We start from the raw sequence: 20,884 nt of genomic DNA on the forward strand, positions 1-20,884 counted from the left end.
GAGCGCGGTGAACATCGGCACGAACAGAAGCGAAGCGGACAGAATCGGTTCGGAGAGAAGCGGCGTGGAAAGTCGCGGCGTGGTGAGCGGCGGGGTGGATGTAATCGGCGTGGAGAGAAGCGGTGATAGAAGCAGCCTGGAAAGAAGCGCCGTGGAGTGCAGCTGGATCACCGCGGAGAGCATTCGTTTCCGCCGGGAAGAAGGCGGCTCCTTGCGGGCCGAATGGGGCTCGCGAGCCGGATATGTTCGGGTGCGCCGTTTGTTTCCGCTCTCGTCGCCGGACAGCGCCATCTGGATCGGGGATCGTTCCGGTTCCGAGTGGGGAGTGCTTCGATCCCTCGCCGGATTGGAGCCCGCAAGCCAAGCGGCGCTGGCCGAAGAGCTAAGGCTAAGCCCGTTCCTGCCGAGGATCGCCAGAGTCGTGTCGCTCCAGCGCCGCTTCGGAGAGTTTCGCTGGACGGCGGAGTCAGACGCCGGAGAGATTGTTTTCCATACGGGGCCCCTGTACGAATCGGTTACGGCCCTTCCGGGCGGCGAACGCGTGGTCATCGACCGTAACGAGCAGAGGTACGTGCTGCCGGAAGACCGTGTGCTAGACAGCAAGACTCGCAAGAAGCTTGCCAAGTGGTTATAGAAGAGGAGAGTTCCGAATGAAGGTACACGAATTCTATTGCTTAAGCTGCGAACAGATGAAGGAAATCGACCCGTCCGCGGCCGTATTCAAGACAGGCTTCTACCGCACCGAATATCCCCTGGGGTACTGCCGCGAATGCCAAGAGAAGGCGCTGCTGCCCGAGAAACGGCCGGTTCTCGCCCCGATCGGATCCTAAAGGGCATTAGCAAGGGCTAATCAGCACGTTCCCCCACATCCCACCGTACGCCCCATACACTCATTCTTCGTTTCTCCCAACCGCGGCGCCCCAAGAGAGCGAGGCGTTTTAATGCTCGAAGTATTGCCGCAGGACACTAACTCCGCCGCTCATAGGGTGCCAGCCCGCCGAGATGTTGCTGCAGGACACTAACAAAGCCGCGAAGAGTTGCGCCCCGCACAGAAGTTTCCTCTAACACTCTCGAACGCGTTCCCGATCTTCTTTCCTCCAATAAAGGGGGCGGGATTATATATGATATTTCATATACATTTTTGAGAAAAACTTGATTTTCAAAGATTATATATGATTTATCATATATATTTAGTCCTCTCACCGGAAAAGCGGCCGATTATAGCTGAAATATCATATACATTGCTTGATAACGGTTTTTGATCTGTAATATATATGAAATTTCATATATAATTTACTGTCTTTACCCCGCTGCAGCGAAATAGCGTGCCCTCCAACGTCCTAGCGAATCACCGCTTCCATGCCATTCGCGGGACGTGTTACCTCTGAGATTGTGCGAGTGGGGTAGCTTAGATTGCTTAGGTGGCTTAAGGTGGCACGGGTGGCGTGGCTTAGGTGGCATACGGCTTAAGGTGGCACGGTTGGCTTACGTTGCATGTGTAGCGTAAGATTAGTTATGTGAATACATTCACATACCTCTGCTCAAAAAAATAGCAGACAACACTGCGCCAATCCAAGATCGGCCTAACGTCATCTGCGAGAATCGAGCCATACCTCATCCGGCGGAGTATCATTGGGTGTTCCGGATGTTTTACTGTCACTGCCGCGACTCCCGTCACTCCCATCGCCCCTAGTGCTGTCGCACTCATCACCGCTCGCGTTATCGCTCCCATCGCCCCTAGTGCTGTCGCTCTCATCTCTGTTCGCGATGTCGCTCTCATCACCGCTCGCGTGATCGCTTCCATCGCCGATCCAATCGCTCTTGCCGCCCCAATAGCCGCTGCCGTCTTCTCCCGCCGCCAACTCCACGAACGCGCGATGAACCTCGCGAATCTGCTGCAGGCTGTGGAAGCCGACGATGACCTCGTCGATCTCCGGGATGCTTCGGATGAAGGAGAGAGAGCCTTCGAGCGGAGTTAAGCCTTGCTGCGACCACGTCCAGTGCAGTGCGGCAAGCGGCGCGCGCAGGCGATCGTGCGCGGGAGGTAGGCTTGAGGGGGCGAGGAGAAGCAGGCCGTGCAAGAGAACGGACCGAGCCTGAATCTCGATGCCGGCGTTGCGCAGCTGTCGAAGATGGCCGTTCGTAAGAAGCTTGCGATCCAAGGCGTTGATCGGAAGCTGTACGAGATCGGGCGTGTACCGCTCCATCAGCCGGTCGAGCTCGTCCGCTCCGTTAAAGACGGAGAAGCCGATCTTGTCCGTGCGTCCCTCTGCCTTCCAATCCGTCATCCGTTCCCAGATTCGCTCGCCGCCCGGCTTGAGCAGATCCTCTCCTTGGCGGACGACAACGGCATACACCGGCCGCCTTCTCATCGTTTTAAGGGATCGCTGAAAAGCCGCCTCCATGCGGCCGATCGGCTCCGGGCCGATCCATTCCTCGGGGAACTCGGGCGTCTTGGTAATAATGCGCGGGAACGCATATCCTTCCTTGATATGCCCGATAATCGACTCGCTGTCTCCGTATCCGGGCGCGGTATCGATCGTCTCGATTCCCGCTTGCCGGGCATAAGCCATGATGGCGGCGACTTCTTGAAACGGCACCCTGCCATGGTCAAGAACGCGGTTCCCTAGGCCGAAGGGGATGGTGCCAAGGGCCAGCTTCATCCGATCAGCTCCTCCCTGTACAAGCTTTGATCGCGTTCCGTCGGGGGGATGGGGGTGCCATCTCCTTGGAAAAGCATAACGTGAACGTTGCCGGACGAATCGCTGGCGGCAACCCCGATCCGGCTGAGCGACTCCGGCGGAATGGTGGTGGAATCGAACAAACAGAACCATTCGCGTTTATGGGAGAGCGGCTCGAAGCTTCCGTGGCGAAAGTGTCCGTCCTTCGTCTTGAGAGCCAGGAAGGGCTGGGCGCCGAAGGTGTCTTTGTTCGAGCGGACCCGGAGCAGCAGGCCGGAATCGTGCTTCTCGAACTCGGCTTCGAGCTCAAGCGGGCGGATGTCGCGCAGGCCGAGGCTCTGCCTGGCGGCATTAAGCGCTCCGGAATGCTCCCAACGCACGTTGGGATACTTGCGCTCGGCTTCCTTGAGCAGACTGTACACGTACTCGACAACGGGACTCAGTTCCATGCTGTCGCGGCTGTAGAAGGCGAGCACGGTCGGGTATCCTTCATCCGCGCGGCGGAACGCAAGCTCCGTCTCCGTCTGATTCAGTTGGCGATCGTGATTCTCGGTCGGCAAGCATTTGAAAATGGTGCGGTTGCAGGAGCCTTCCCGCTGAATATCGTCGTAGGAAGGGCGGTAGTGGGACCAGTCCCACACCGCTCTCCGCCACTCCATGGAAGCTCCGGTCTCCTGCTCTATCGAACGCTTGAGACCCCGATACCGGGAGACGGAGCGGTTCGCGAAGTCGAACGGGATCCACTGCTCAAGGAACCAGTGCGTGTCCGAACGCTCGGAGTAAGGACCGGGGTGGAAGCAGGCGGGGAACCAGCCCCGCTCGACGACTTGCCGCGTCAACCGGCCGATCATCTGCGGATAATGAAGAAAGGCAGCGTTGCGTTCGGAAGGAATTCCGGAAGCGAAGGAGGGCCGAAAGTGCCAATGAAGCTCGTCCTTCGAAGCATCCGCTTGCAGAAACCGGGAATAGCGATCCAGGATCTCGTGCGGATTAGGATCATCGTTCGGGTAGCCCGTCTCGGATAAGGAAGAATCGGCCGCGAACCAACTGAAGATCCAGCCATGACCGGTCGGATCGGCATGGCGTTCGCGGAATTCCGCGCTCGTCGCCTCCGAGATCATGGAGTCGATCCGATCCCAGGAGATCGCTTGCGCATCCGGCGAGTCGCGAAGAGGTCCTTCCGCATCGACGCAATGCACGACATAAACCGTAGGATTCGCCATGTTCCAAACCTCTTCCTCAACATTTTCAAACGACGAGATTGAATGGATGACCTGCAGCAATTGCAAGTCTTAAGCCCCTGTTACGGCTCTCAAGATACGAAGTGTAATGAATCTCGGTTAAATGATACAAAGAGTAACTATATGAGATAAATGTATAGGCAATCGATAGAGATGTCAACCCAATCGGGAGCTTCCGCGCTCGTCTCCGTTCCTTCTACCTATTTCAGTAGGCTCGAAGTCCCCTTTGTTAAATTTTTCGTAAATTTCCAGTAGGATCAAAGCTCGCAATGCTATAATGAGAAAGTTGTTTCTTATATTGGCCATGGAGGGGAATTCATGTCTCAGGTACCTGCTGCATGTCTGCAGGATGTGACGAAGAGCATCGGCGGTCGCAAGATAATCGATCGCGTGTCTCTTGAGATCTATCCGGGCGAGGTCTTCGGTTTTCTGGGACCGAACGGCTCGGGCAAAACAACGACGATACGCATGATGGTCGGCTTGATGGCGTTGTCTTCCGGGGACATCACCATCGGCGGACACAGCGTCAAGACTCACTACTCGCAATCGGCGGCGCAGGTCGGCGCGATTGTCGAGAACCCGGAGATGTACAAATACTTAACGGGCTATCAGAACCTTGTGCACTATGCCCGGATGAATCCTTCGATCACGAGAGAGCGGATCGACGAGGTCGTCAAGCTGGTCGGCCTGGAAGGAAGAATCCATGACAAGGTCAAGAAATATTCGCTCGGCATGCGCCAACGGCTCGGGGTTGCCCAAGCCATCATGCACCGCCCGAAGCTGCTCATTCTGGACGAGCCCACGAACGGCCTCGACCCGGCGGGGATTCGGGAGCTGAGAGATTACTTAAGACAGCTCGCGAAGGACGAAGGCACCGCGGTATTCGTCTCCAGTCACCTTCTCTCGGAGATGGAACTGATGTGCGACCGGGTCGCGATTCTGCAGAAGGGACAGATCATCGATATCCGCTCGATCCGCGGTACGGAAGCGAATGCGGACCAAGAGGAGATCGCCCTGTTCGACGTGGATCACCCGGAGAATGCGCTGGGCGTGCTGGAAGGCAGAGGGAACGGCAAGCTCGAGGACGGCCTGCTGCAGATTACCGCGAACCGGGAACTGATCGCCGAGACGAACCGCCGTCTGGTGGAAGCGGGAATCCGGGTCTACGGCATCCGCACGAAGACCAAGTCGCTTGAAGACCAATTCCTCGAGGTTACGGGAGGTGAGACGGTTGGCTAATTTCTGGAAGCTGGTCCAGAACGAGAATATGAAAATCTACCGTCGAATTCGAACGTGGATCATGCTGGGAATCATCGTTCTCGTGCCGGTGCTGATCTCCGTCATTTATATCATCGCTTCAGGCGACAACGACGCTAACAACTGGTGGATGATGAATCTGGAGACGACCATTCTCTACCAGCTCATCGCTATTTTCTCCGTCGTCATTGCGGCCGATTCCGTAGCAGGGGAGTTCTCGACCGGAACGATCAAGCTGCTGCTGATCCGCCCTTGGAGCCGGTCGATGATCCTGCTCTCCAAGTTCCTGTCGCTCGTTCTGTTCACCCTGTTGTTGATGGCGATATGCTTCGTCGTGACCTGGGGGTTGAACGCGGTGCTGTTCGGAATCAGCTCGGATACGAGCGATCTGATCCCGGCTGCTTCTCCCGTTGCGGGAGATTCCGCTTGGGCCTACATCTCCTTGTTCTACTTGTACTTGTTCATCGCTCAGATCATGATCGTGACCGTAGCCTTCCTGCTGTCTTCGGCATTCCGGAGCGGCGGTCTCGCCATCGGCTTGTCGATCTTCATGCTGTTCTCGGGCACCCTGATTACGGGAATGCTGAGCCTGACGGAGAAGCCTTGGGTGAAGTACGTGTTCTTCGCGAACATCGATCTGACCTCCTATCTGAACGGGGGAGTTCCGCTCCCCGATCAAGACATGACGTTGGGCTTCTCTCTCGGGGTGCTGCTCGTCTACTTTATCGTGTTTAATGCCATCTCCTGGACGGTATTCAGCCGAAGGGATGTAGCGGCTTAAGGAATGGATTTGTCGAGGGCTGTTTTCGCGGGTTCGCCGATGGCGATTCGCGAAACAGCCCTCTTTTTTTGCCGGACATGACTTGACTAAAATCCTAAATAGATACAAAATGTATCTATCCTTTGTTGAGGAGTGGAGATTCATGAAAGAACGTCTCGCTCAACTAGACTCCCTTCGCGGAATAGCCGCCGTTATCGTTGTTCTTACCCATTTAATCGCCAATGCCCTTATTGCGGTAATGCCCGGCTTCCTCCGCCAAGCGTTAACGGCGACGCTGTCCCCTTTTAGCGTGCTTACGAATGGGCGAGCGGCGGTGATCTCCTTTTTTATCCTCAGCGGATTCGTTCTCTCGCTTCCGATTCTTCAAGAAGGAAGAATCCATTATTCCTCTTATTTGGTTAGGCGCTTCTTCCGGCTTTACATTCCTTATCTTGCGGCGATAGCCCTGTCCTTGATATTCTACTCGTTATGCAGGCATCATCTTCCTATCGGCGCCCTTAGCGATGACGTTAATCATACGTGGCTTAGCATTCATCCAAGCGTCATCTGGGAGCATATTATCGCCGTCGGAAGCATCCACTCCAGCGAGATCGACGTCGTCATCTGGTCGCTCGTTCACGAGATGCGAATATCGATCGTTTTCCCCTTCGTCGTTTTGCTGCTGAAGGATGCGAGATGGTTTTATTCGATCGCAATCGGCATGGCGCTGTCGGCGCTCGGAATCGCGAACAGCTACTTCCATTGGCAGACCTACGAGGGGATGCCGACCACGTTGTTCGACAGCCTGCATTATTTGAATTTCTTTATCATCGGGATGCTGTTGGCGAAGCATAGAATGGCGATTATCCGTTTCTATACGAATCTCTCCAGGAGGATCCGAATAGGGGTCTTGGCCGGAGCGTTTATTTTCTACAATTACGCGATTGCCCCCGTAATCGTCCTCAAAGAGGTCGTCTCCAAGCATGCGGCGATCGAGTGGGCATCCTACATGATGCTGGGGGAATGGATAACCGCCATCGGCGTGATCGGATTTATCGTCATTGCCTTATCCTCCGCCGCGGCCAAGAAGCTTCTGACGAGAAGAGCGCCTTTATTCCTGGGGAATATCTCCTACAGTTTGTATCTCTATCATTTTCCCATTATGCTGCTGCTGATCTTTACCCTCTACGGCGCCGTTCCTCTAACCCTGCTGATGGGAATCTCCTTTACGCTGTCGATCGGGATTAGTTATATCAGCTATCGGTGGATCGAGAAGCCGTCGATCGCCTTGGGCAGGTTCTTAACCCGGGAACGGAAAAAGACGACGGAGGCCGGTTATCCGGCTGCGAACTGAATGGAGAGAATTTGAACGCCATGCCTCCCGTTGGAGAGCATGGCTTTTTTATTTGCGCAGTAATGTCGAGGACGGCAGAATGGCGCTGACGGATGCGCCGTCCCGAACCCCCGCCGACCTGTCGTCCGAGTCTAGAGCGAAGGTTGAGGGTACTTAGAGGATAATGAATTTATTCGTCGATCCCGTCCCCGGCGGCGGCGAGAGGGTATGAGGCTCCCCTTCTACGCCCAAGCTAGATTATTGGGGGCGGGAGAGGACGCAATCGAAGGGGTGTGCGCATGGGATGGATTATCGGCATTCTGCTTATCTTTATTTTTCAGGCGGCTACCATTCTGGTGGTGGAGCACCGGCGGCCGTCGCATGCGGTGGCGTGGCTGTTTATCCTGTTTGTCGTCCCCGTCGTCGGCTTCGCGCTCTATTACTTCCTGGCCAGGGATTATCGCAGGCGGAGACGCATCCGGCGAGCGGGGTCGCTGGAGGATCGCATCAGCGCCAGGCAGCTGGAGCAGGTCCGGATCGTGAAGAAGCCGTCCGAGCTGGCGAACCCGCAGTTCGCGGAGCAAGACCGATTGTTCCGGCTGCTGCAGCATTCCGGGGCGGCTCCGATTACCGGCTGCAACCGCTGCAAGGTGCTGACGAACGCCGCCGCGACCTATGAAGCGATGCTGGAGGCGATCCGGCAGGCGAAGCGCACGGTACATATCTCGTCCTATATCATCCGAGACGACATCACCGGCAAGGTATTCCGGGAGACGCTGATCGCATCGGCGCGCAGGGGGGTCAAGGTTCGTCTCATGTACGACGGAATCGGCAGCTATAAGCTGACGGAGAAGTACCTGGAGCCGCTCCGCGCGGCCGGAGTGAGCGTGGCTTGCTTTTTTCCGCTGCGGCCGTCCTTCATGAACAAGCGGATCAATTACCGCAACCATCGCAAGATCCTGGTCGTGGACGGGATCAAAGGCTTCGTTGGGGGCATCAACATCGGGGACGAGTATCTCGGAGGCAACCCTCGTCTCGGCTTCTGGCGGGATACCCATCTCATGCTCGAGGGGGATGCGGTGTTCAGCTTGCAGGAGATCTTCCTGAAGGACTGGGAGCTGGCGTCCGGAGGCGAACCGATATCGGCCGAAGCGGAGCTGCCTCTGCTGTTCCCCGAGCACGACTGCACGGGGGACGAGCCGGTTCAGATCGTGTCGGGCGGACCGGATCGCGGAACGGAGGCGATCCACGATACGCTGTTCGCGGCGATCTGCTCCGCCAAGAGACGAATCTGGATCACCACTCCGTATTTCATTCCGAGCCCGAGCCTTCGCACCGCGCTGAGAACCGCGGCGATGAGCGGGCTGGACGTGAGGATCATGATCCCCCTCGTCCCCGATACGAAGCTTGTCCATGCCTCTACGTTATCCTACATCGAGGAGATGCTGAGAGCCGGCGTACGGGTGTGGCAGTACGAGACGGGCTTCGTGCATGCCAAGGTCGTGATCGTCGACGAGCTGCTCGCGATCCTGGGAACGGCGAACATGGACCTAAGGAGCTTCTTCAACAACTTCGAGACGAACGCGATTCTGTTCCATCCTACTCTCATCGCCAGATTGGAGACGGACTTCGTGAAGGATCTGGCGGACGGGGTGGAGATGCAGCTGGAGACGTTCCGGCGCAGGCCGTTCAAACGGAGAATCGGCGAGGCGGTCGCCCGAATGCTGGCTCCTCTGCTATGACAAGCCGGGAAGCATCCGGATGACTTGAGCCAGGGGCTGCTTCGGATGATCGGCGATCAGATCGCCCATCCGGCGAAGCCGCTCTCCGATGTTGAGCAGGTTGAAGTCGGCCGGCTGCGCTCCGCGGCGCACCTCTTCCCGGGTAAGCGGGGTAGAGACGGGAGCGCCCGGCCGCGCTCGGGGGGAATAGGGAGCGATCAGCGTTCGCCCTGAATAGAACTGAAGGTAATCCAGGTAGATGAGCGAGCCCCGGTTCTTCTTCAGCCGTTCGACGGTGAACAATTGCGGGTTCTGGGCGGTCAAGTACTCGCTCACGAACTTGCCGAAGCCGCGAAGCTCGTCGAACGTCGGGCCTTTGACGATCGGCATGACGACCTGGACGCCTGTCGCTCCGGAAGTCTTCGGCACGGCGGAGAGGCCAAGGGAGTCCAGCAGCCCCATGACGATCTCGACCGCCTCCATCAGCCGCGGCTCCACCTCGAGAGTGGGATCGATGTCGAGGATCCAGCGGTCGGGAAGCGGATCGTCGATGCGGTCGCACGCCACATGGAACTCCAACGCGTACTGGCTTCCCAGCCAGAGCAGCGTAGGAAGGGAATCGAGCACGATGTAGCGAATCCCCTCGACATCGGCCGTGCGTACATAATCGGGGGCGGGCACGGGGCAATTTTTCTGGTAGAAGGACACTCCGTGAATGCCCTCGGGATAACGGATCGTGGTCAAGCTCCGCTGTGTCGCGTGAGTCAGGAGATAAGGGGCAAGCTCGGCCAGCTTCTGGATGTAATTCAGCTTCGTTACTCCGGCATCCGGCCAGATGAGCTTGTCGGGATGGGACACCTTCAGCTCCACATCGCCCAGCTTGATCATTGTCGTACCGGCGGCAGTCGGCATAAGGGGATCATCTTCCTTTTCTGCGATCGATTCGCCTTAGCATTCCCTATTTCCCCCTAAATCAAGGAGCTGTTGCCCATGGAACTGAAGCCGGTCATTCCGTTCGAGCCGATCTCGTCCGATCGCATTCCGGCTGGAGACAGATGGATCTACCAGATCAAGTGGGACGGCGTTCGCATGCTGATGTACCGGGACAGCTCTGGCATCCGGCTGATCAATCGCAAGCGCAACGTCCGAACCGCGCAATATCCGGAATTCCACCCATTTGACTTGGCCTGCGACGCCGACACATTTATCCTCGACGGGGAGATGATCGCCTTCGACGACAGCAAGCCTTCCTTCCACGAGGTCATGAAGCGGGACGGCTTGCGCAGGACGGGCAGCATAGAGGCGGCGGTCAAGCGGATTCCGGTCGTGTACATGGTATTCGACATTCTGTTCCATAACGGGGAATGGACGATAAACCGCACGCTGGAGGAGAGGCAGAAGCTGCTGCGCTCGGTGCTCAAGACAGGACCGCTCGTGCAGCTGACGGAATCGTTCCCCGACGGAGAGGCGCTGTTCGAGGCCATGAAGGCGAGGCAGATGGAGGGAATCGTCTGCAAGGATCTCGATAGCGCGTATGCGCTGGACGGGAAGGACGGGCGGTGGGTGAAGAGGAAAATCTCCCGGGATCTCTATGCGGCAATAGGAGGAGTCACGTACAAGGACGGGCGAGCGAATGCGCTGCTTCTCGGACTCTATGCGGAGGATGGCCGATTCGTCTATGTGGGGCATGCGGGTCCGGGAAAGCTGGCGCATGCCGAATGGACGCGGTTCGTTAGACGACTGCTTGAAGCGCCCTTGGAACGCATGCCGTTCGCGAATCGGCCGGAACGAATCAAAGACGCGGAATGGACGATTCCGCGTCTCGTCGTGAAGGTGCATTACTTGGAACGGACCCCGGGCGGGACGATGCGCCATCCGACCGTACAGGCGGTCATGGATGCCATGAGCCCCGGGGAGTGCCGATTGGATCAGCTGCTATAGTTCAGCTTGGCGAATAGACTCAGCTTATCCGGGTTCCGAACGATAAAGATGCGGCGAATGACGCCTTCGGCGGTTTGGATCATAGCGACGTTATCGACTCGTCCCTCCGAGAGAACAAGCATGCCGGGACCGCCGTTGATTTCGATCGGCTTGAATTGGAAGCCTTCTTCCGAAGCCCGGCTTTGGCGCATAAGCCCAAGAAGGAAACGGGAGACGAAGTCTGGGCCGACAATCGGCCGCACGGCCGCGCTCGCCTTGCCCCCGCCGTCGGAGATCAGGACGACATCCTTGGCGAGCAGGGACAGCACCTCATCCACTTTGTCTTGGCGAAGCAGTGCGAGAAAATCCCGAATCCATTCGGATTGTTCAGCCTCCGGCGAAGGAGCCCGCTCCGAGGGTTCCTGCAGGGGCAGCTCCTGCCCGATCTTCTGCTTGGCGCGGCTGTAGAGCTTGCGGCAGTTCGCCTCGTTCTTCTCCAGGATGCCCGCAATATCGGCGTACTCGAAGCCGAGCGCCTCGCGCAGGACGAATACGGCCCTCTCCGCCGGGGACAGCCTCTCTAGAAGCACCATCGTGCCGTAGGAAAGCATCTCGTCGCGGGAGACGATCTCGAACACTTCGTCCTGCGAAGTCGGGAGCGGCTCCGGCAGCCATTCGCCGAAATAACTCTCCCTCCGCTTCCGGGCGGACTTGCCTAGATCCCGGCAGCGATTCGTAACCATCTTGCACAGATAGGCTTGCGGCGCCTGCTCCAGTCCTTGCGGCTTCGAGTCGTATGCTTTCAGGAAGACGTCCTGCACGACATCCTCCGCGTCGGCGAACGATCCCGTCAACTGATAAGCAAGCGACATCAGAAGCCTGCGATGTTGCGTAAACAAGTGCTCCACTTCCGCTGCTCCTTCCCTGTCTCCAAGCCTTTACTTCATCATGCTGGCCGCATTCCAAGTGAGCATCTTGATCCGATAACCCATCTTGCCGGCAACGACCATGTCGAGCCCCCATTTATGGACCCAGGTCAATCCTTTGTCGGGTCCGAGTCCGATGCAGAAGAGCTGCAAGAAGCCGGCATGACGGGGCGCCTGCTCTCCGGCGAGATCGGCCGCGATGACTTTGCCGAGTCTGACGGCTTGAGGCACGGCTTCCTTGCAAGTCATGCCGTCCGCGCGCCCGGTCAGAGGATCGACCACGCGCGCGCAATCTCCGATGCTGTAAACTCCCGGGGCTCCCGGAATCCGGTAGCTGGCGTCGACTTGAACGAAGCCCTCCTCCGTTACCGGCAGCCCCCACTGCTTAACCGCCGGATTCGGAATCAGACCCAACGTCCACACGCACAGGCCGACAGGCAGAAGCTTGCCGTTGGACAACGTCAGGCTTCCTTCCTCCTCCCGCAGCACCCGGCAGCCATGCTCCACCTTGACTCCGTTGTCGGCAAGAATCTGTTCCAGACGCGCGGCAACCTTCTCCGGGGCTTCCGGCAGAAGCCTCTCGTTAGCGTCGAACAAGACGATTCTCAACTCGTTCGGGTTTAGCCCCAACTGCTCGGCATCCCGCCGGGCATAGAACGCCAATTCGGCCGAGGTCTCCATTCCGGTGATGCCCGCTCCCGCGACGGCGATCGTCATCAGGCGCGATCGCTCGAGAGGGTCGTTCTCCGACGCCGCCCTCTTCAGATTTTCTTTCCAGCGCTTCCGAATCTCCAGCGCATCCTCCAGCGAAGCGAGCGGAAGTCCGCCCATGTGCGGTTCCGGCTTGCGGATCCTGCTGCCCGCGGCGACGACCAGAATGTCGTATTCCATCGTCTGCTCCGCGCCGGCGGCATCCCGCAACCGTACCTTTCGCTCGTCGGCATCGATCTCCGTTACGCTTGCTTGAACAAGCTCAACTCCTTCAGGAAACAAGCGGGTCAGCGGAACTCGAATATCTTCTTCGGTGACGGCCGGCTTGAACAGCAGAACCTTGCGCAGATGGTAGGGGTTTGGGTCGATCAGAAGCAGGCGTACAGGCTCTTTAAGGTTACCTTTCGAGATTTGCGAGCGAATCTCCTTCACCGCATGAATTCCGGCGTGTCCGGCTCCGATCACGATGCAAGTCAGCTGTCTCATATAGGGGTTCCTCCTCATGAAGGATCTCTTGGATCCTGTTTGACCGTATAACGATCGAAGGACGATTTCCGTGACAAGGAAGTGCCACCGGAAAGCCGCTATCCGCATAGAATAGCAAAGTCGGACCAAGTGCCATTACCTTAGTCGGGAGGAAGATCCATCATGGGCAGCCCTATGTCGGTTCCAGCGGCCATTCTGGCGTTGTTTCTCATCTTCTGGACCGGATCGTCCTGGTTCGTCGCCTTGCATCCGAAGCTGTTCCGGCGCGTGTTCCGGAGGGCGGCCGATGAGCGGGGCGGCCTCGCATTCGTGCGGGCGGCGGCTATCGTTTACGGGATCGCGGGCTTTATCCTTCTGCTGCTGCCGAATCTCTGACTCTTTTCAAACCGATTCCAGTTTGCTAACATAAAAACCAAAAAAGCAAAGGAACTGGCGCCGCATGTCCTCCTCCTTGGAAACCAGGGCTTATTACGAACTTCGACGCAGAATCATCTCTGCCGAATACTTGCCGGGAGCTCTGCTGTCCGAGAACGATCTGGCCGATCAGCTTCAGATGAGCCGCACGCCGATTCGGGCCGCGATCTCCCTTCTGATCACGGAAGGCTATGTGGAATCGCTTAGAGGCAGAGGGGTTCTGGTCAAGGACATCTCCTTCCGGGAATTCGGAGAGATGCTCGAGACGTTTATCTCCTTGCAGATCTACTCGCTGGACACGGCCGGCCGGAGAGGCCTCGACCTCGACCTGGAAGCCTTAAGAACGATATTGCGGCAGCAAGAAGAAGCGATGAAGGGCCCAGACATTCCCGCTTACTACGAGAACTCTTTCTCCTTCGGCAAGACCATCGTTCAGACGGTTCACAACGAGCATATGATGAAGATCCTGGAGCAGATGCAGGGCCGGTATATGTTCAAAATGGTCTCCTATCGCAAAATGTATCCGCAATACAAGCCCCATCAATCGCTGGCATCCAATAGGCTCATCCTCGAGGCGTTGGAGCGGGGCGACCTGGCGAGAGCCAAGACGGTCGTTCTGGAGATCTACACGAGCTCTTACGAACAGATGAAGCTGAACGGCATGATGTAATCCGGCGCCGCCCCGCGGCGGGACAGTTCCAAAGGCTATCGCCTGCGCGCAGGCGGCAGCCTTTTTCTAGTTCCTGCTTCCGTTTTCCTCACGATCCGCTCGTTTTCCTCTCGATCCACGCGTTTGCTTCTCCTCCCGAAGTTTTAACACAAATCAGGAAGATCGCTAATATTCAACTTACATACAACCTGCATACTGAATCTCGTGAAGCAGTTTTCTTACGAGAGGGGATAGCGGGATGAGCGTTCAAGTCGATCGCAAAGCATTCGAGATATTCGTTGATGAAGAGAGGTTCCAATCGGACAAGCGGCCGTGGTTCGGCCAGGTACCGGAGCGGCTGGGCAGAGATTACAAGTTCGCGGTCATGGGCGACCGCTGCGGAATGCAAATAAAGGGCGTGTTCGAGAAAGGGCTTGCGGTCCTGAAGGACTTGAAGCCGGACTTCGTTCTCTTCGTAGGGGACCTGATCGAAGGCTATTGGAACGACAAAGCGGAAGCCATCGAAGAATGGAACGAGATCGACGCCAAGATTCAAGAGACCGGTCTTCCGTTCTACCCGACGATCGGCAACCACGACTTCGGCACGCAAGCGGTCGTCGACGCTTGGGGCGAACGCAAAGGCCATGAATATTACGCCTTCCGCCTCGGAGACGAGCTGTATCTGTTCGTTAACACGGAAGACCCGTTCGATCCGCTTCCGGATGAATTCCGCGTCTTGGTCAAGCGGATTACGGAGAAGGTTCACGAGGATCCGGAGCATGCCGCCGACCATCTGCGAGATTTCTACGGCGAGATCATGGCCGGCCTGACTCCGGAGCAGCTGAAGGAGATGGGCAAGATCACGATGAAGATCGGCGACCGCCAGCTTGCGTTCTTCGAGAAGGTTCTGGCGGACAACGCGGACGCGAAGCATACGTTCGTGACCATGCACCGCCCGGGCTGGAAGACGGAAGATCCCGCCTTCGCCAAGCTGGAGCAGATGCTGAAGGGACGCGAATATACGATTTTCTCCGGCCACCTTCACAGCATGGAATACACGAAGCAGGACAACCGCCGCTACATTCAGCTAGGCCGCACGGGCGCGGCTCCGCACGGCACCGGACGAGGCGACGAGAACCTTGTGCTATGGGTAACCGTGGAAGACGGCATGCCCTCCTTCCGGGTCTTGCACCTGGACGGCGTGGGCGACATCGAGCACTACCCGCCTGTACAACACCGCTAATAGAAGGAGGAACCCCGCATGAAGGCAGTCTGCTTCGCTCATCTGACGGACATTCACCTCAACGCTCCGGAGAAGAACAACCCACTCTTCGGCCTCGACATGACGGCTAAGCTGAGAGCGGCATTCGCCGATCTCGCCAGCCTGAAGACGAAGCCGGCCTTCGTCCTTATCAGCGGAGATCTGACCCAGGACGGAGACTTGGAGGATTACAAGCATCTGAGAACGGTTCTGGACGAAGAATCGGCGAAGCTCGGCGTGCCGGTTCACGTGGGACTCGGCAATCACGATTTCCGTTCACCGTTCCGCCAAGGCTTCCTCGGCGAGGAGCCTTCGGAGAAGAACTACTACTATGCCTTCACGCATGAAGGACTGCGCATCGTGATGCTGAGCACCCAAATCCCGGGCTCCCATGACGGCAAGGTAGACGAAGATCAGCTTAAGTGGCTGGAGGACGTCCTGTCCGAGCCGGCGCCGCAAGGCACGATCGTCGTTCTGCACCATCCGATCACGGCAACGCCCAGCGCTTTGATGGACAGCCACCTGCTGCTCAATATCGACGAGCTGGCCGCAGTCTTGAAGGGTCGCGACGTGATCGGCGTTCTTTCCGGCCACATCCACTTCCACAACATCGGAAGCCTGCACGGCATTCCGTGCGCGGCCGCGACGGGCGTCGCCTTCGGCATGGATTCGACTTCCGCTTCGACGATGCGCTTCCTGGACAACTCCGGATACAACTTAGCTGCGGTCAAGAACGGGAAGCTCTCGATCCAGCCTCGTTACCTGCCGGGCGAGCATCGGATGTTATTCGAATGGGATCCGGCCAAGCAGCCGGCTCATGCTTAATCAGGCAAGCGATTCTGTAACGTATAGAAAAGGGAGAGAGTAAACCAAATGGCAAAATTCAAAGGATTGGCGGCATCCGCGCTTTCGTTGTCCCTGGTGGCACTGACGGCATGCGGCGGCAACGGCAGCAACAACTCGGCGTCGAACGCTAGCGCAAGCGACGCCGGAAGCTCGGCCGGAGCTTCCAGCTCCGCGTCCGCCTCGTCTTCGGACAAACCGGTCACCATCACGTTCTACAGCTACAACCTGGCGACGGCCGGACAGAAGGACGGCACTCAGCAGCTGATCGACGAGTTCGAAGCGGCCAATTCGAACATCACGGTCGAAGGCATCCCGGTCGCTTCTACCGACATTAACGCGAAGGTTCAAGCGGACCTCGCGGCCGGCACCGCTCCGGACGTCGCTCAGCTCGTCTTCGACGGCCTGGATTATATCGCGAACAACTTCGGCGCCAAGCCGCTCGAAGATATCGTTCCGGCCGACGAATTGGCGGAGACGTTCGAAGGCTTCAACCAGAACGGCTTGAAGCTCGGCCAACTGAACGGCATAACCTACGGCCTGCCGTTTACGTTCAGCACGCCGGTTCTGTTCTACAACGCCAGCCTGTTCGAGAAGGCGGGCCTCGATCCGAACTCGCCTCCGGCGACTTGGGAGCAAGTCAAGGCGGACGCGCTGGCCATCAACAAGGCGACGGGAGCGTCCGGCGTTCAGATCGGCGGCTCGGCCGGCAACGATTGGCTCGTGCAGGGCATTATCGGAAGCAACGGAGGCAAGGTGCTCTCCGACGACCGCAAGACGATCGAATTCGGTTCCCCGGAAGCGGTCGAAGCGATTCAAATGTGGCAAGACATGGTGCGCAGCGGCGCGAACAGCAAGATGAACGACGGCGAAGCGATGGAAGCGTTCAGCCAAGGCAAGCTCGGCATGTTCCTCTTCACGAGCGCTCTGCAAAGCTCGTTCCTTACCGCGTCGCAAGCCGGCGGCTGGGAGCTGAAGGCCGCCGCCATGCCAGCCTTCGGCGACAAGGCGACGACTCCGGTCAACTCCGGCAGCGCGCTGTTCATCCTCTCGAACGATAAAGCTAAGCAAGAGGCAGCTTGGAAGTTCCTGAAGTTCGTCACCGGCGAACGCGGCTACACCATCATCACCTCCAAGATCGGTTACCTGCCGCTCCGCCCGTCCACTCTGGAAGACTCCCAATACTTGAAGGATTGGGTCGAACAGAATCCGCTTATCAAGCCGAACCTGGCGCAGCTGGACCGTCTGTCCCCATGGCTGTCGTATCCGGGCTCGAACTGGAGCCAGATCGAGCAGATTCTGCTCGAAGCGGTGCAGAAGTCGATCCAATCGACCGATAACGTCGCGACGATCATGCAGGATGCGCAGAAGCGCGCTCAAGATCTCATGCCGTAACCGAATGGCTCGCTTGAAGACAGAGGGCGCTCGCAAGCCTTCTGTCTTCAAGCCCTGTTCAAGCTCGAAAGGAGGATTTTCCCCACAATGAATCTCGATACCGCAGCGACTAGCGCTCCGATCGGCAAGCGGCAGGCAGCGCCGCGAGTGAAGGTGCGCAAATCCTGGCCCGTCCGGCTTCGCGGACTAAAGCCCTACCTGTATCTTCTGCCCGTTATGCTGTCCATCGCTTATTGGATTTACCGTCCGCTCATTCAGACGTTCCGCCTTAGCTTCTACCAATGGAACCTGCTTCCGACCTCCCCGGAGAAGTTCGTGGGCTGGGAGAATTTCAGGAACATCGTCACGCTTCCCGAGATGGGCAAGGCTTTGCTCAATACGCTGTATTACACGATCGGCGTCATTCCGTTCTCGCTGATCATCCCGATCGCGATCGCGATCATGACCGACAGCATTGGCAAACGCTCGAAGAACGCTTACCGCGCCCTGATTTTCCTCCCCATGATCATGGCTCCCGTCGCGGTCTCCTCCGTCTGGCGCTGGATCATGCACCCGACGAACGGCATCCTGAACCGAACGCTGCAATCCTGGTTCGGACTCGGCGAGCCGATTCGGTTCTTCACGGATGAGCGTTGGGCCATCTGGTCCGTCACTTTCATCACGGGCTGGAAGCTGATCGGATTCAGCACGCTGATCTTCTCCGCGGCGATGACCGGCATCAACAAGGAATATTACGAGGCCGCCAAGATCGACCGCGCGACCCGCCTGCAGACCATTCGCTATATTACGCTTCCGCTCTTGTCGCCGACGATTCTGTTCATGGCGATGCTCAGCACGCTGTTCGCATCCGAATGGAGCTTCTCTTACGTGAACGTGCTCACGCAAGGCGGTCCATTGAACTCCACGACGAACATCTACTACTTGCTCTGGAAGTACGGCTTCCAAACGTTCTCCGTAGGTTGGAGCTCGGCTGCGGCTGTGCTTATTTTCCTCGGCTTCGGACTTATCGCCCTCGGCTTCATGAAGCTGACCCGAAAGCTGTCATTCTTCGACGATTAAGGAAGGAGATCCACCCATGCGTATTCGTTCCGCCAATGGCAAACTCAGCGCTTCGCTTATCGGCAAGCATGTCCTCCTGATTGCGCTAAGCTTCCTGGCCGTCTTCCCGCTGTACTGGATGATCATCACCTCCTTGAAGTCGGACGGCGAGATATTCAGCTCCAGCCTGCTGCCTCATCATTGGACTTTCGAGAATTACAGAATGGCTTGGGATGCCATCCCGATGGCGCGCATGCTCGGCAACTCGATCGGGGTCTCCTTGCTGCAGACGGTATGCCAGCTGTTTACCAGCGTCCTCGCCGCTTACGCGTTCACCCGTTGGGACTTCCGCGGGAGCAGCCTGATTTATGGCATCATCGGCCTTACCTGGCTGGTTCCGTTCCAGGTCATCATGATCCCGAACTACGTCGCGATCAGCGAATTCGGGTGGAGAGACACGTTGACCGGACTTATCGTTCCGAACATCGTGTCGGCGTTCGCGGTCATGCAGCTGTATAATGCTTTTAAAGGCTTTCCTAAGGCTCTCATCGAAGCGGCGCGTCTGGACGGCGCGGGCGATTGGAGCATCTCGATCGGGGTCTCCTTGCTGCAGACGGTATGCCAGCTGTTTACCAGCGTCCTCGCCGCTTACGCGTTCACCCGTTGGGACTTCCGCGGGAGCAGCCTGATTTATGGCATCATCGGCCTTACCTGGCTGGTTCCGTTCCAGGTCATCATGATCCCGAACTACGTCGCGATCAGCGAATTCGGGTGGAGAGACACGTTGACCGGACTTATCGTTCCGAACATCGTGTCGGCGTTCGCGGTCATGCAGCTGTATAATGCTTTTAAAGGCTTTCCTAAGGCTCTCATCGAAGCGGCGCGTCTGGACGGCGCGGGCGATTGGAGCATCCTATGGCGCACCGTGTACCCCAACCTGAAGGCATCCATCGCTTCGATCGGCATCCTGCTGTTCATCACGTCTTGGAACGACTATTTCTGGCCGCTCCTCGTCACGACGAAAATGGAGCATTCGACGATCCAGAAGGGGCTGCAGATGTTTATCTCCAGCGAGTCCAACCTGTGGGGAGAGCTCATGGCCGCGACGACGATCGCCAGCTTGCCTGTTCTTATCCTCTATCTGCTCCTGCAACGACAAATCATCGATTCCTTCGTGAAAGGCGGCTTGCGCTAATGACATCCTTTACTCCACCTATCGAACGCCGAATCCCGCTGGAAGGCGCATTTAACGTACGCGACCTCGGCGGTTATGAAGCCGGCAACGGCAAAACGACGCAATGGGGCCGGGTCTACCGCGCGGACGGCCTGCACAGGCTGACGGCGGAGGATCAGCGGGAGCTGCTGGACCGCGGCATCCGCACCGTCGTGGATCTGCGCCATGAGCATGAACTGGCCGAGTTCAAGAATGTGTTCGCGAATTCCGACGCGGTATCCTACCACAACATCAGTCTCGTCAACCCGGCCGCGACGACCCGCAGAGACATTCGCTGCCTGGGCGACATGTACATGGACATGCTCGACAACGTTCAACCTCTATTGAAGCAAGTGATGGAATTGGTGGCGGAAAAGGAGGGCGGAGTCCTCTTCCACTGCGCGGCTGGCAAGGACCGTACGGGCGTCGTAGCGGGGCTGCTGCTCGGACTGGCCGGCGTCTCCCGCGAGACGATCGTCGCCGACTATGAGCAGACCGGCCCGAATATCGAGCCGATCAAGGCAGACCTGCGCAAAGGCATTCCGGACATCGTGCCGGAAGAGATGGCGCAAGAGCTGCTCGGCTGCGCGCCGACCAACATGATCATGATGCTGGATCACCTGGAGAAGGAATACGGCGGCGCCGAAGCTTATCTTCGCGGAATCGGCCTGACGGAAGAGCAGCTGGAGAAGCTGCAGGCCAAGCTAGTAGGATAATTCGCGCTTTATGCAGAAACGGCAGCCCGGGAAGGGAAGAGACCCCTTCGAGTGGCTGCCGTTTCTGTACAATGTCTTTACTGGCATTCGCCCGGCGCGTTCTTTTTCGGCTTCTTCGGCGTTCTGCCGGGATTGGAGCTCAGCTTGTCCCCGAATTGCTCAAGCCGCGACGGCGAAGCGGCCGGCCCGTCATTGTCCGGCTTGCTGTTGCGTCCTGTCATTTTGTCTCACCTCTCCTCGATAGTATGCGACCCGCTTCGAAGTTCATGCGGAGCGGCAGATATCCAGATTTTGTTTTGGATTCCTCCAAACCTCGCCG

The 20,884-nt window shown here is 57.7% G+C and carries 21 protein-coding genes; 15 read left to right on the top strand and 6 right to left on the bottom strand.

Features of this window, described 5'->3' with window-relative positions; translation table 11 throughout:
* Positions 1-7: 7 nt before the first annotated feature.
* Positions 8-634 (top strand): DUF1854 domain-containing protein, encoded by a 627-nt coding sequence (locus ELR57_RS20560; RefSeq protein ID WP_158630105.1) that lies wholly within the window; start codon positions 8-10, stop codon positions 632-634.
* A gap of 16 nt (positions 635-650) precedes the next feature.
* Entirely contained in the window at positions 651-830 is a 180-nt protein-coding gene (locus ELR57_RS20565) for a hypothetical protein (RefSeq protein WP_126960971.1), read from the top strand.
* Between the two features lie 759 nt (positions 831-1,589).
* Here the strand turns inward: ELR57_RS20565 and ELR57_RS20570 are convergent.
* Together ELR57_RS20570 and ELR57_RS27925 are read right to left on the bottom strand one after the other, a co-directional pair.
* Entirely contained in the window at positions 1,590-2,663 is a 1,074-nt protein-coding gene (locus ELR57_RS20570) for an aldo/keto reductase (RefSeq protein ID WP_158630106.1), read from the bottom strand.
* A complete protein-coding gene (locus tag ELR57_RS27925; protein ID WP_158630107.1) occupies positions 2,660-3,904 on the bottom strand; it encodes a hypothetical protein in 1,245 nt (414 codons plus the stop codon). Before ELR57_RS27925 ends, ELR57_RS20570 begins: the two co-directional genes overlap by 4 nt.
* 336 nt (positions 3,905-4,240) lie before the next feature.
* Between ELR57_RS27925 and ELR57_RS20575 the strand changes: the two genes are divergently transcribed.
* The 4 genes from ELR57_RS20575 (at position 4,241) to cls (ending at position 9,014) form a co-directional block, all read left to right on the top strand.
* Positions 4,241-5,161: an ABC transporter ATP-binding protein gene (locus ELR57_RS20575; RefSeq protein ID WP_126960973.1), complete on the top strand. Its 921-nt coding sequence runs from the start codon at positions 4,241-4,243 to the stop codon at positions 5,159-5,161.
* A complete protein-coding gene (locus tag ELR57_RS20580) occupies positions 5,145-5,960 on the top strand; it encodes an ABC transporter permease (protein ID WP_238162630.1) in 816 nt (271 codons plus the stop codon). Before ELR57_RS20575 ends, ELR57_RS20580 begins: the two co-directional genes overlap by 17 nt.
* Before the next feature lie 142 nt (positions 5,961-6,102).
* Positions 6,103-7,293, top strand: a complete 1,191-nt coding sequence (locus ELR57_RS20585) for an acyltransferase family protein (RefSeq protein ID WP_158630108.1) — start codon at positions 6,103-6,105, stop codon at positions 7,291-7,293.
* Positions 7,294-7,571: 278 nt separating this feature from the next.
* Positions 7,572-9,014 (top strand): cardiolipin synthase, encoded by a 1,443-nt coding sequence (gene cls / locus ELR57_RS20590; protein ID WP_126960976.1) that lies wholly within the window; start codon positions 7,572-7,574, stop codon positions 9,012-9,014.
* Here cls and ligD read toward each other — a convergent pair.
* Positions 9,009-9,905, bottom strand: a complete 897-nt coding sequence (ligD, locus tag ELR57_RS20595; protein ID WP_126960977.1) for a non-homologous end-joining DNA ligase — start codon at positions 9,903-9,905, stop codon at positions 9,009-9,011. The genes cls and ligD overlap by 6 nt on opposite strands.
* A gap of 78 nt (positions 9,906-9,983) precedes the next feature.
* Between ligD and ELR57_RS20600 the strand changes: the two genes are divergently transcribed.
* Positions 9,984-10,934, top strand: a complete 951-nt coding sequence (locus tag ELR57_RS20600) for an ATP-dependent DNA ligase (RefSeq protein WP_126960978.1) — start codon at positions 9,984-9,986, stop codon at positions 10,932-10,934.
* Here ELR57_RS20600 and sigJ read toward each other — a convergent pair.
* On the bottom strand, positions 10,922-11,821 hold the full coding sequence (gene sigJ / locus ELR57_RS20605) for an RNA polymerase sigma factor SigJ (protein ID WP_126960979.1): 900 nt from the start codon (positions 11,819-11,821) through the stop codon (positions 10,922-10,924). The two genes, ELR57_RS20600 and sigJ, sit on opposite strands and share 13 nt — an antisense overlap.
* A 30-nt stretch (positions 11,822-11,851) precedes the next feature.
* Positions 11,852-13,036, bottom strand: a complete 1,185-nt coding sequence (locus tag ELR57_RS20610; RefSeq protein ID WP_126960980.1) for an NAD(P)/FAD-dependent oxidoreductase — start codon at positions 13,034-13,036, stop codon at positions 11,852-11,854.
* Between the two features lie 162 nt (positions 13,037-13,198).
* Here ELR57_RS20610 and ELR57_RS20615 point away from each other — a divergent pair, with 162 nt between their 5' ends.
* The 8 genes from ELR57_RS20615 (at position 13,199) to ELR57_RS20650 (ending at position 20,565) form a co-directional block, all read left to right on the top strand.
* Positions 13,199-13,411: a hypothetical protein gene (locus tag ELR57_RS20615; RefSeq protein ID WP_126960981.1), complete on the top strand. Its 213-nt coding sequence runs from the start codon at positions 13,199-13,201 to the stop codon at positions 13,409-13,411.
* A 64-nt stretch (positions 13,412-13,475) separates the two neighbouring features.
* Positions 13,476-14,120, top strand: a complete 645-nt coding sequence (locus tag ELR57_RS20620) for a GntR family transcriptional regulator (RefSeq protein ID WP_126960982.1) — start codon at positions 13,476-13,478, stop codon at positions 14,118-14,120.
* Positions 14,121-14,358: 238 nt separating this feature from the next.
* Positions 14,359-15,342, top strand: a complete 984-nt coding sequence (locus tag ELR57_RS20625) for a metallophosphoesterase family protein (RefSeq protein ID WP_126960983.1) — start codon at positions 14,359-14,361, stop codon at positions 15,340-15,342.
* A gap of 18 nt (positions 15,343-15,360) precedes the next feature.
* Complete coding sequence (locus tag ELR57_RS20630; protein WP_126960984.1) at positions 15,361-16,185, top strand: metallophosphoesterase family protein; 825 nt, start codon at positions 15,361-15,363, stop codon at positions 16,183-16,185.
* Between the two features lie 48 nt (positions 16,186-16,233).
* Positions 16,234-17,598, top strand: coding sequence for an ABC transporter substrate-binding protein (locus ELR57_RS20635; RefSeq protein WP_126960985.1), 1,365 nt, complete (start codon positions 16,234-16,236; stop codon positions 17,596-17,598).
* Positions 17,599-17,685: 87 nt separating this feature from the next.
* The gene (locus tag ELR57_RS20640; RefSeq protein ID WP_126960986.1) at positions 17,686-18,657 is read left to right on the top strand and encodes a carbohydrate ABC transporter permease; all 972 of its coding nucleotides are present in this window, start codon (positions 17,686-17,688) and stop codon (positions 18,655-18,657) included.
* A 16-nt stretch (positions 18,658-18,673) separates the two neighbouring features.
* On the top strand, positions 18,674-19,831 hold the full coding sequence (locus ELR57_RS20645; protein WP_126960987.1) for an ABC transporter permease subunit: 1,158 nt from the start codon (positions 18,674-18,676) through the stop codon (positions 19,829-19,831).
* Entirely contained in the window at positions 19,831-20,565 is a 735-nt protein-coding gene (locus tag ELR57_RS20650) for a tyrosine-protein phosphatase (RefSeq protein WP_126960988.1), read from the top strand. The genes ELR57_RS20645 and ELR57_RS20650 overlap by 1 nt, the downstream gene beginning before the upstream one ends.
* 77 nt (positions 20,566-20,642) lie before the next feature.
* Here the strand turns inward: ELR57_RS20650 and ELR57_RS28125 are convergent, their stop codons facing one another.
* Entirely contained in the window at positions 20,643-20,786 is a 144-nt protein-coding gene (locus tag ELR57_RS28125; protein ID WP_192896604.1) for a hypothetical protein, read from the bottom strand.
* Positions 20,787-20,884: the final 98 nt, after the last annotated feature.

Origin of the sequence: Cohnella sp. AR92, assembly GCF_003990975.1 — a bacterium.
GTDB lineage: Bacteria > Bacillota > Bacilli > Paenibacillales > Paenibacillaceae > Cohnella.

Bases quoted from the DNA above. Each gene is read 5' to 3' on its own strand.
- ELR57_RS20625 (WP_126960983.1), top strand. From the start codon at position 14,359: ATGAGCGTTCAAGTCGATCGCAAAGCATTCGAGATATTCGTTGATGAA.
- ELR57_RS27925 (WP_158630107.1), bottom strand. From the start codon at position 3,904: ATGGCGAATCCTACGGTTTATGTCGTGCATTGCGTCGATGCGGAAGGA.
- cls (WP_126960976.1), top strand. From the start codon at position 7,572: ATGGGATGGATTATCGGCATTCTGCTTATCTTTATTTTTCAGGCGGCT.
- ELR57_RS20645 (WP_126960987.1), top strand. From the start codon at position 18,674: ATGCGTATTCGTTCCGCCAATGGCAAACTCAGCGCTTCGCTTATCGGC.
- ELR57_RS20570 (WP_158630106.1), bottom strand. From the start codon at position 2,663: ATGAAGCTGGCCCTTGGCACCATCCCCTTCGGCCTAGGGAACCGCGTT.
- ELR57_RS28125 (WP_192896604.1), bottom strand. From the start codon at position 20,786: ATGACAGGACGCAACAGCAAGCCGGACAATGACGGGCCGGCCGCTTCG.
- ligD (WP_126960977.1), bottom strand. From the start codon at position 9,905: ATGCCGACTGCCGCCGGTACGACAATGATCAAGCTGGGCGATGTGGAG.
- ELR57_RS20565 (WP_126960971.1), top strand. From the start codon at position 651: ATGAAGGTACACGAATTCTATTGCTTAAGCTGCGAACAGATGAAGGAA.
- ELR57_RS20640 (WP_126960986.1), top strand. From the start codon at position 17,686: ATGAATCTCGATACCGCAGCGACTAGCGCTCCGATCGGCAAGCGGCAG.
- ELR57_RS20630 (WP_126960984.1), top strand. From the start codon at position 15,361: ATGAAGGCAGTCTGCTTCGCTCATCTGACGGACATTCACCTCAACGCT.
- ELR57_RS20620 (WP_126960982.1), top strand. From the start codon at position 13,476: ATGTCCTCCTCCTTGGAAACCAGGGCTTATTACGAACTTCGACGCAGA.
- ELR57_RS20575 (WP_126960973.1), top strand. From the start codon at position 4,241: ATGTCTCAGGTACCTGCTGCATGTCTGCAGGATGTGACGAAGAGCATC.
- ELR57_RS20635 (WP_126960985.1), top strand. From the start codon at position 16,234: ATGGCAAAATTCAAAGGATTGGCGGCATCCGCGCTTTCGTTGTCCCTG.
- ELR57_RS20615 (WP_126960981.1), top strand. From the start codon at position 13,199: ATGGGCAGCCCTATGTCGGTTCCAGCGGCCATTCTGGCGTTGTTTCTC.
- ELR57_RS20600 (WP_126960978.1), top strand. From the start codon at position 9,984: ATGGAACTGAAGCCGGTCATTCCGTTCGAGCCGATCTCGTCCGATCGC.
- ELR57_RS20650 (WP_126960988.1), top strand. From the start codon at position 19,831: ATGACATCCTTTACTCCACCTATCGAACGCCGAATCCCGCTGGAAGGC.
- ELR57_RS20585 (WP_158630108.1), top strand. From the start codon at position 6,103: ATGAAAGAACGTCTCGCTCAACTAGACTCCCTTCGCGGAATAGCCGCC.
- ELR57_RS20610 (WP_126960980.1), bottom strand. From the start codon at position 13,036: ATGAGACAGCTGACTTGCATCGTGATCGGAGCCGGACACGCCGGAATT.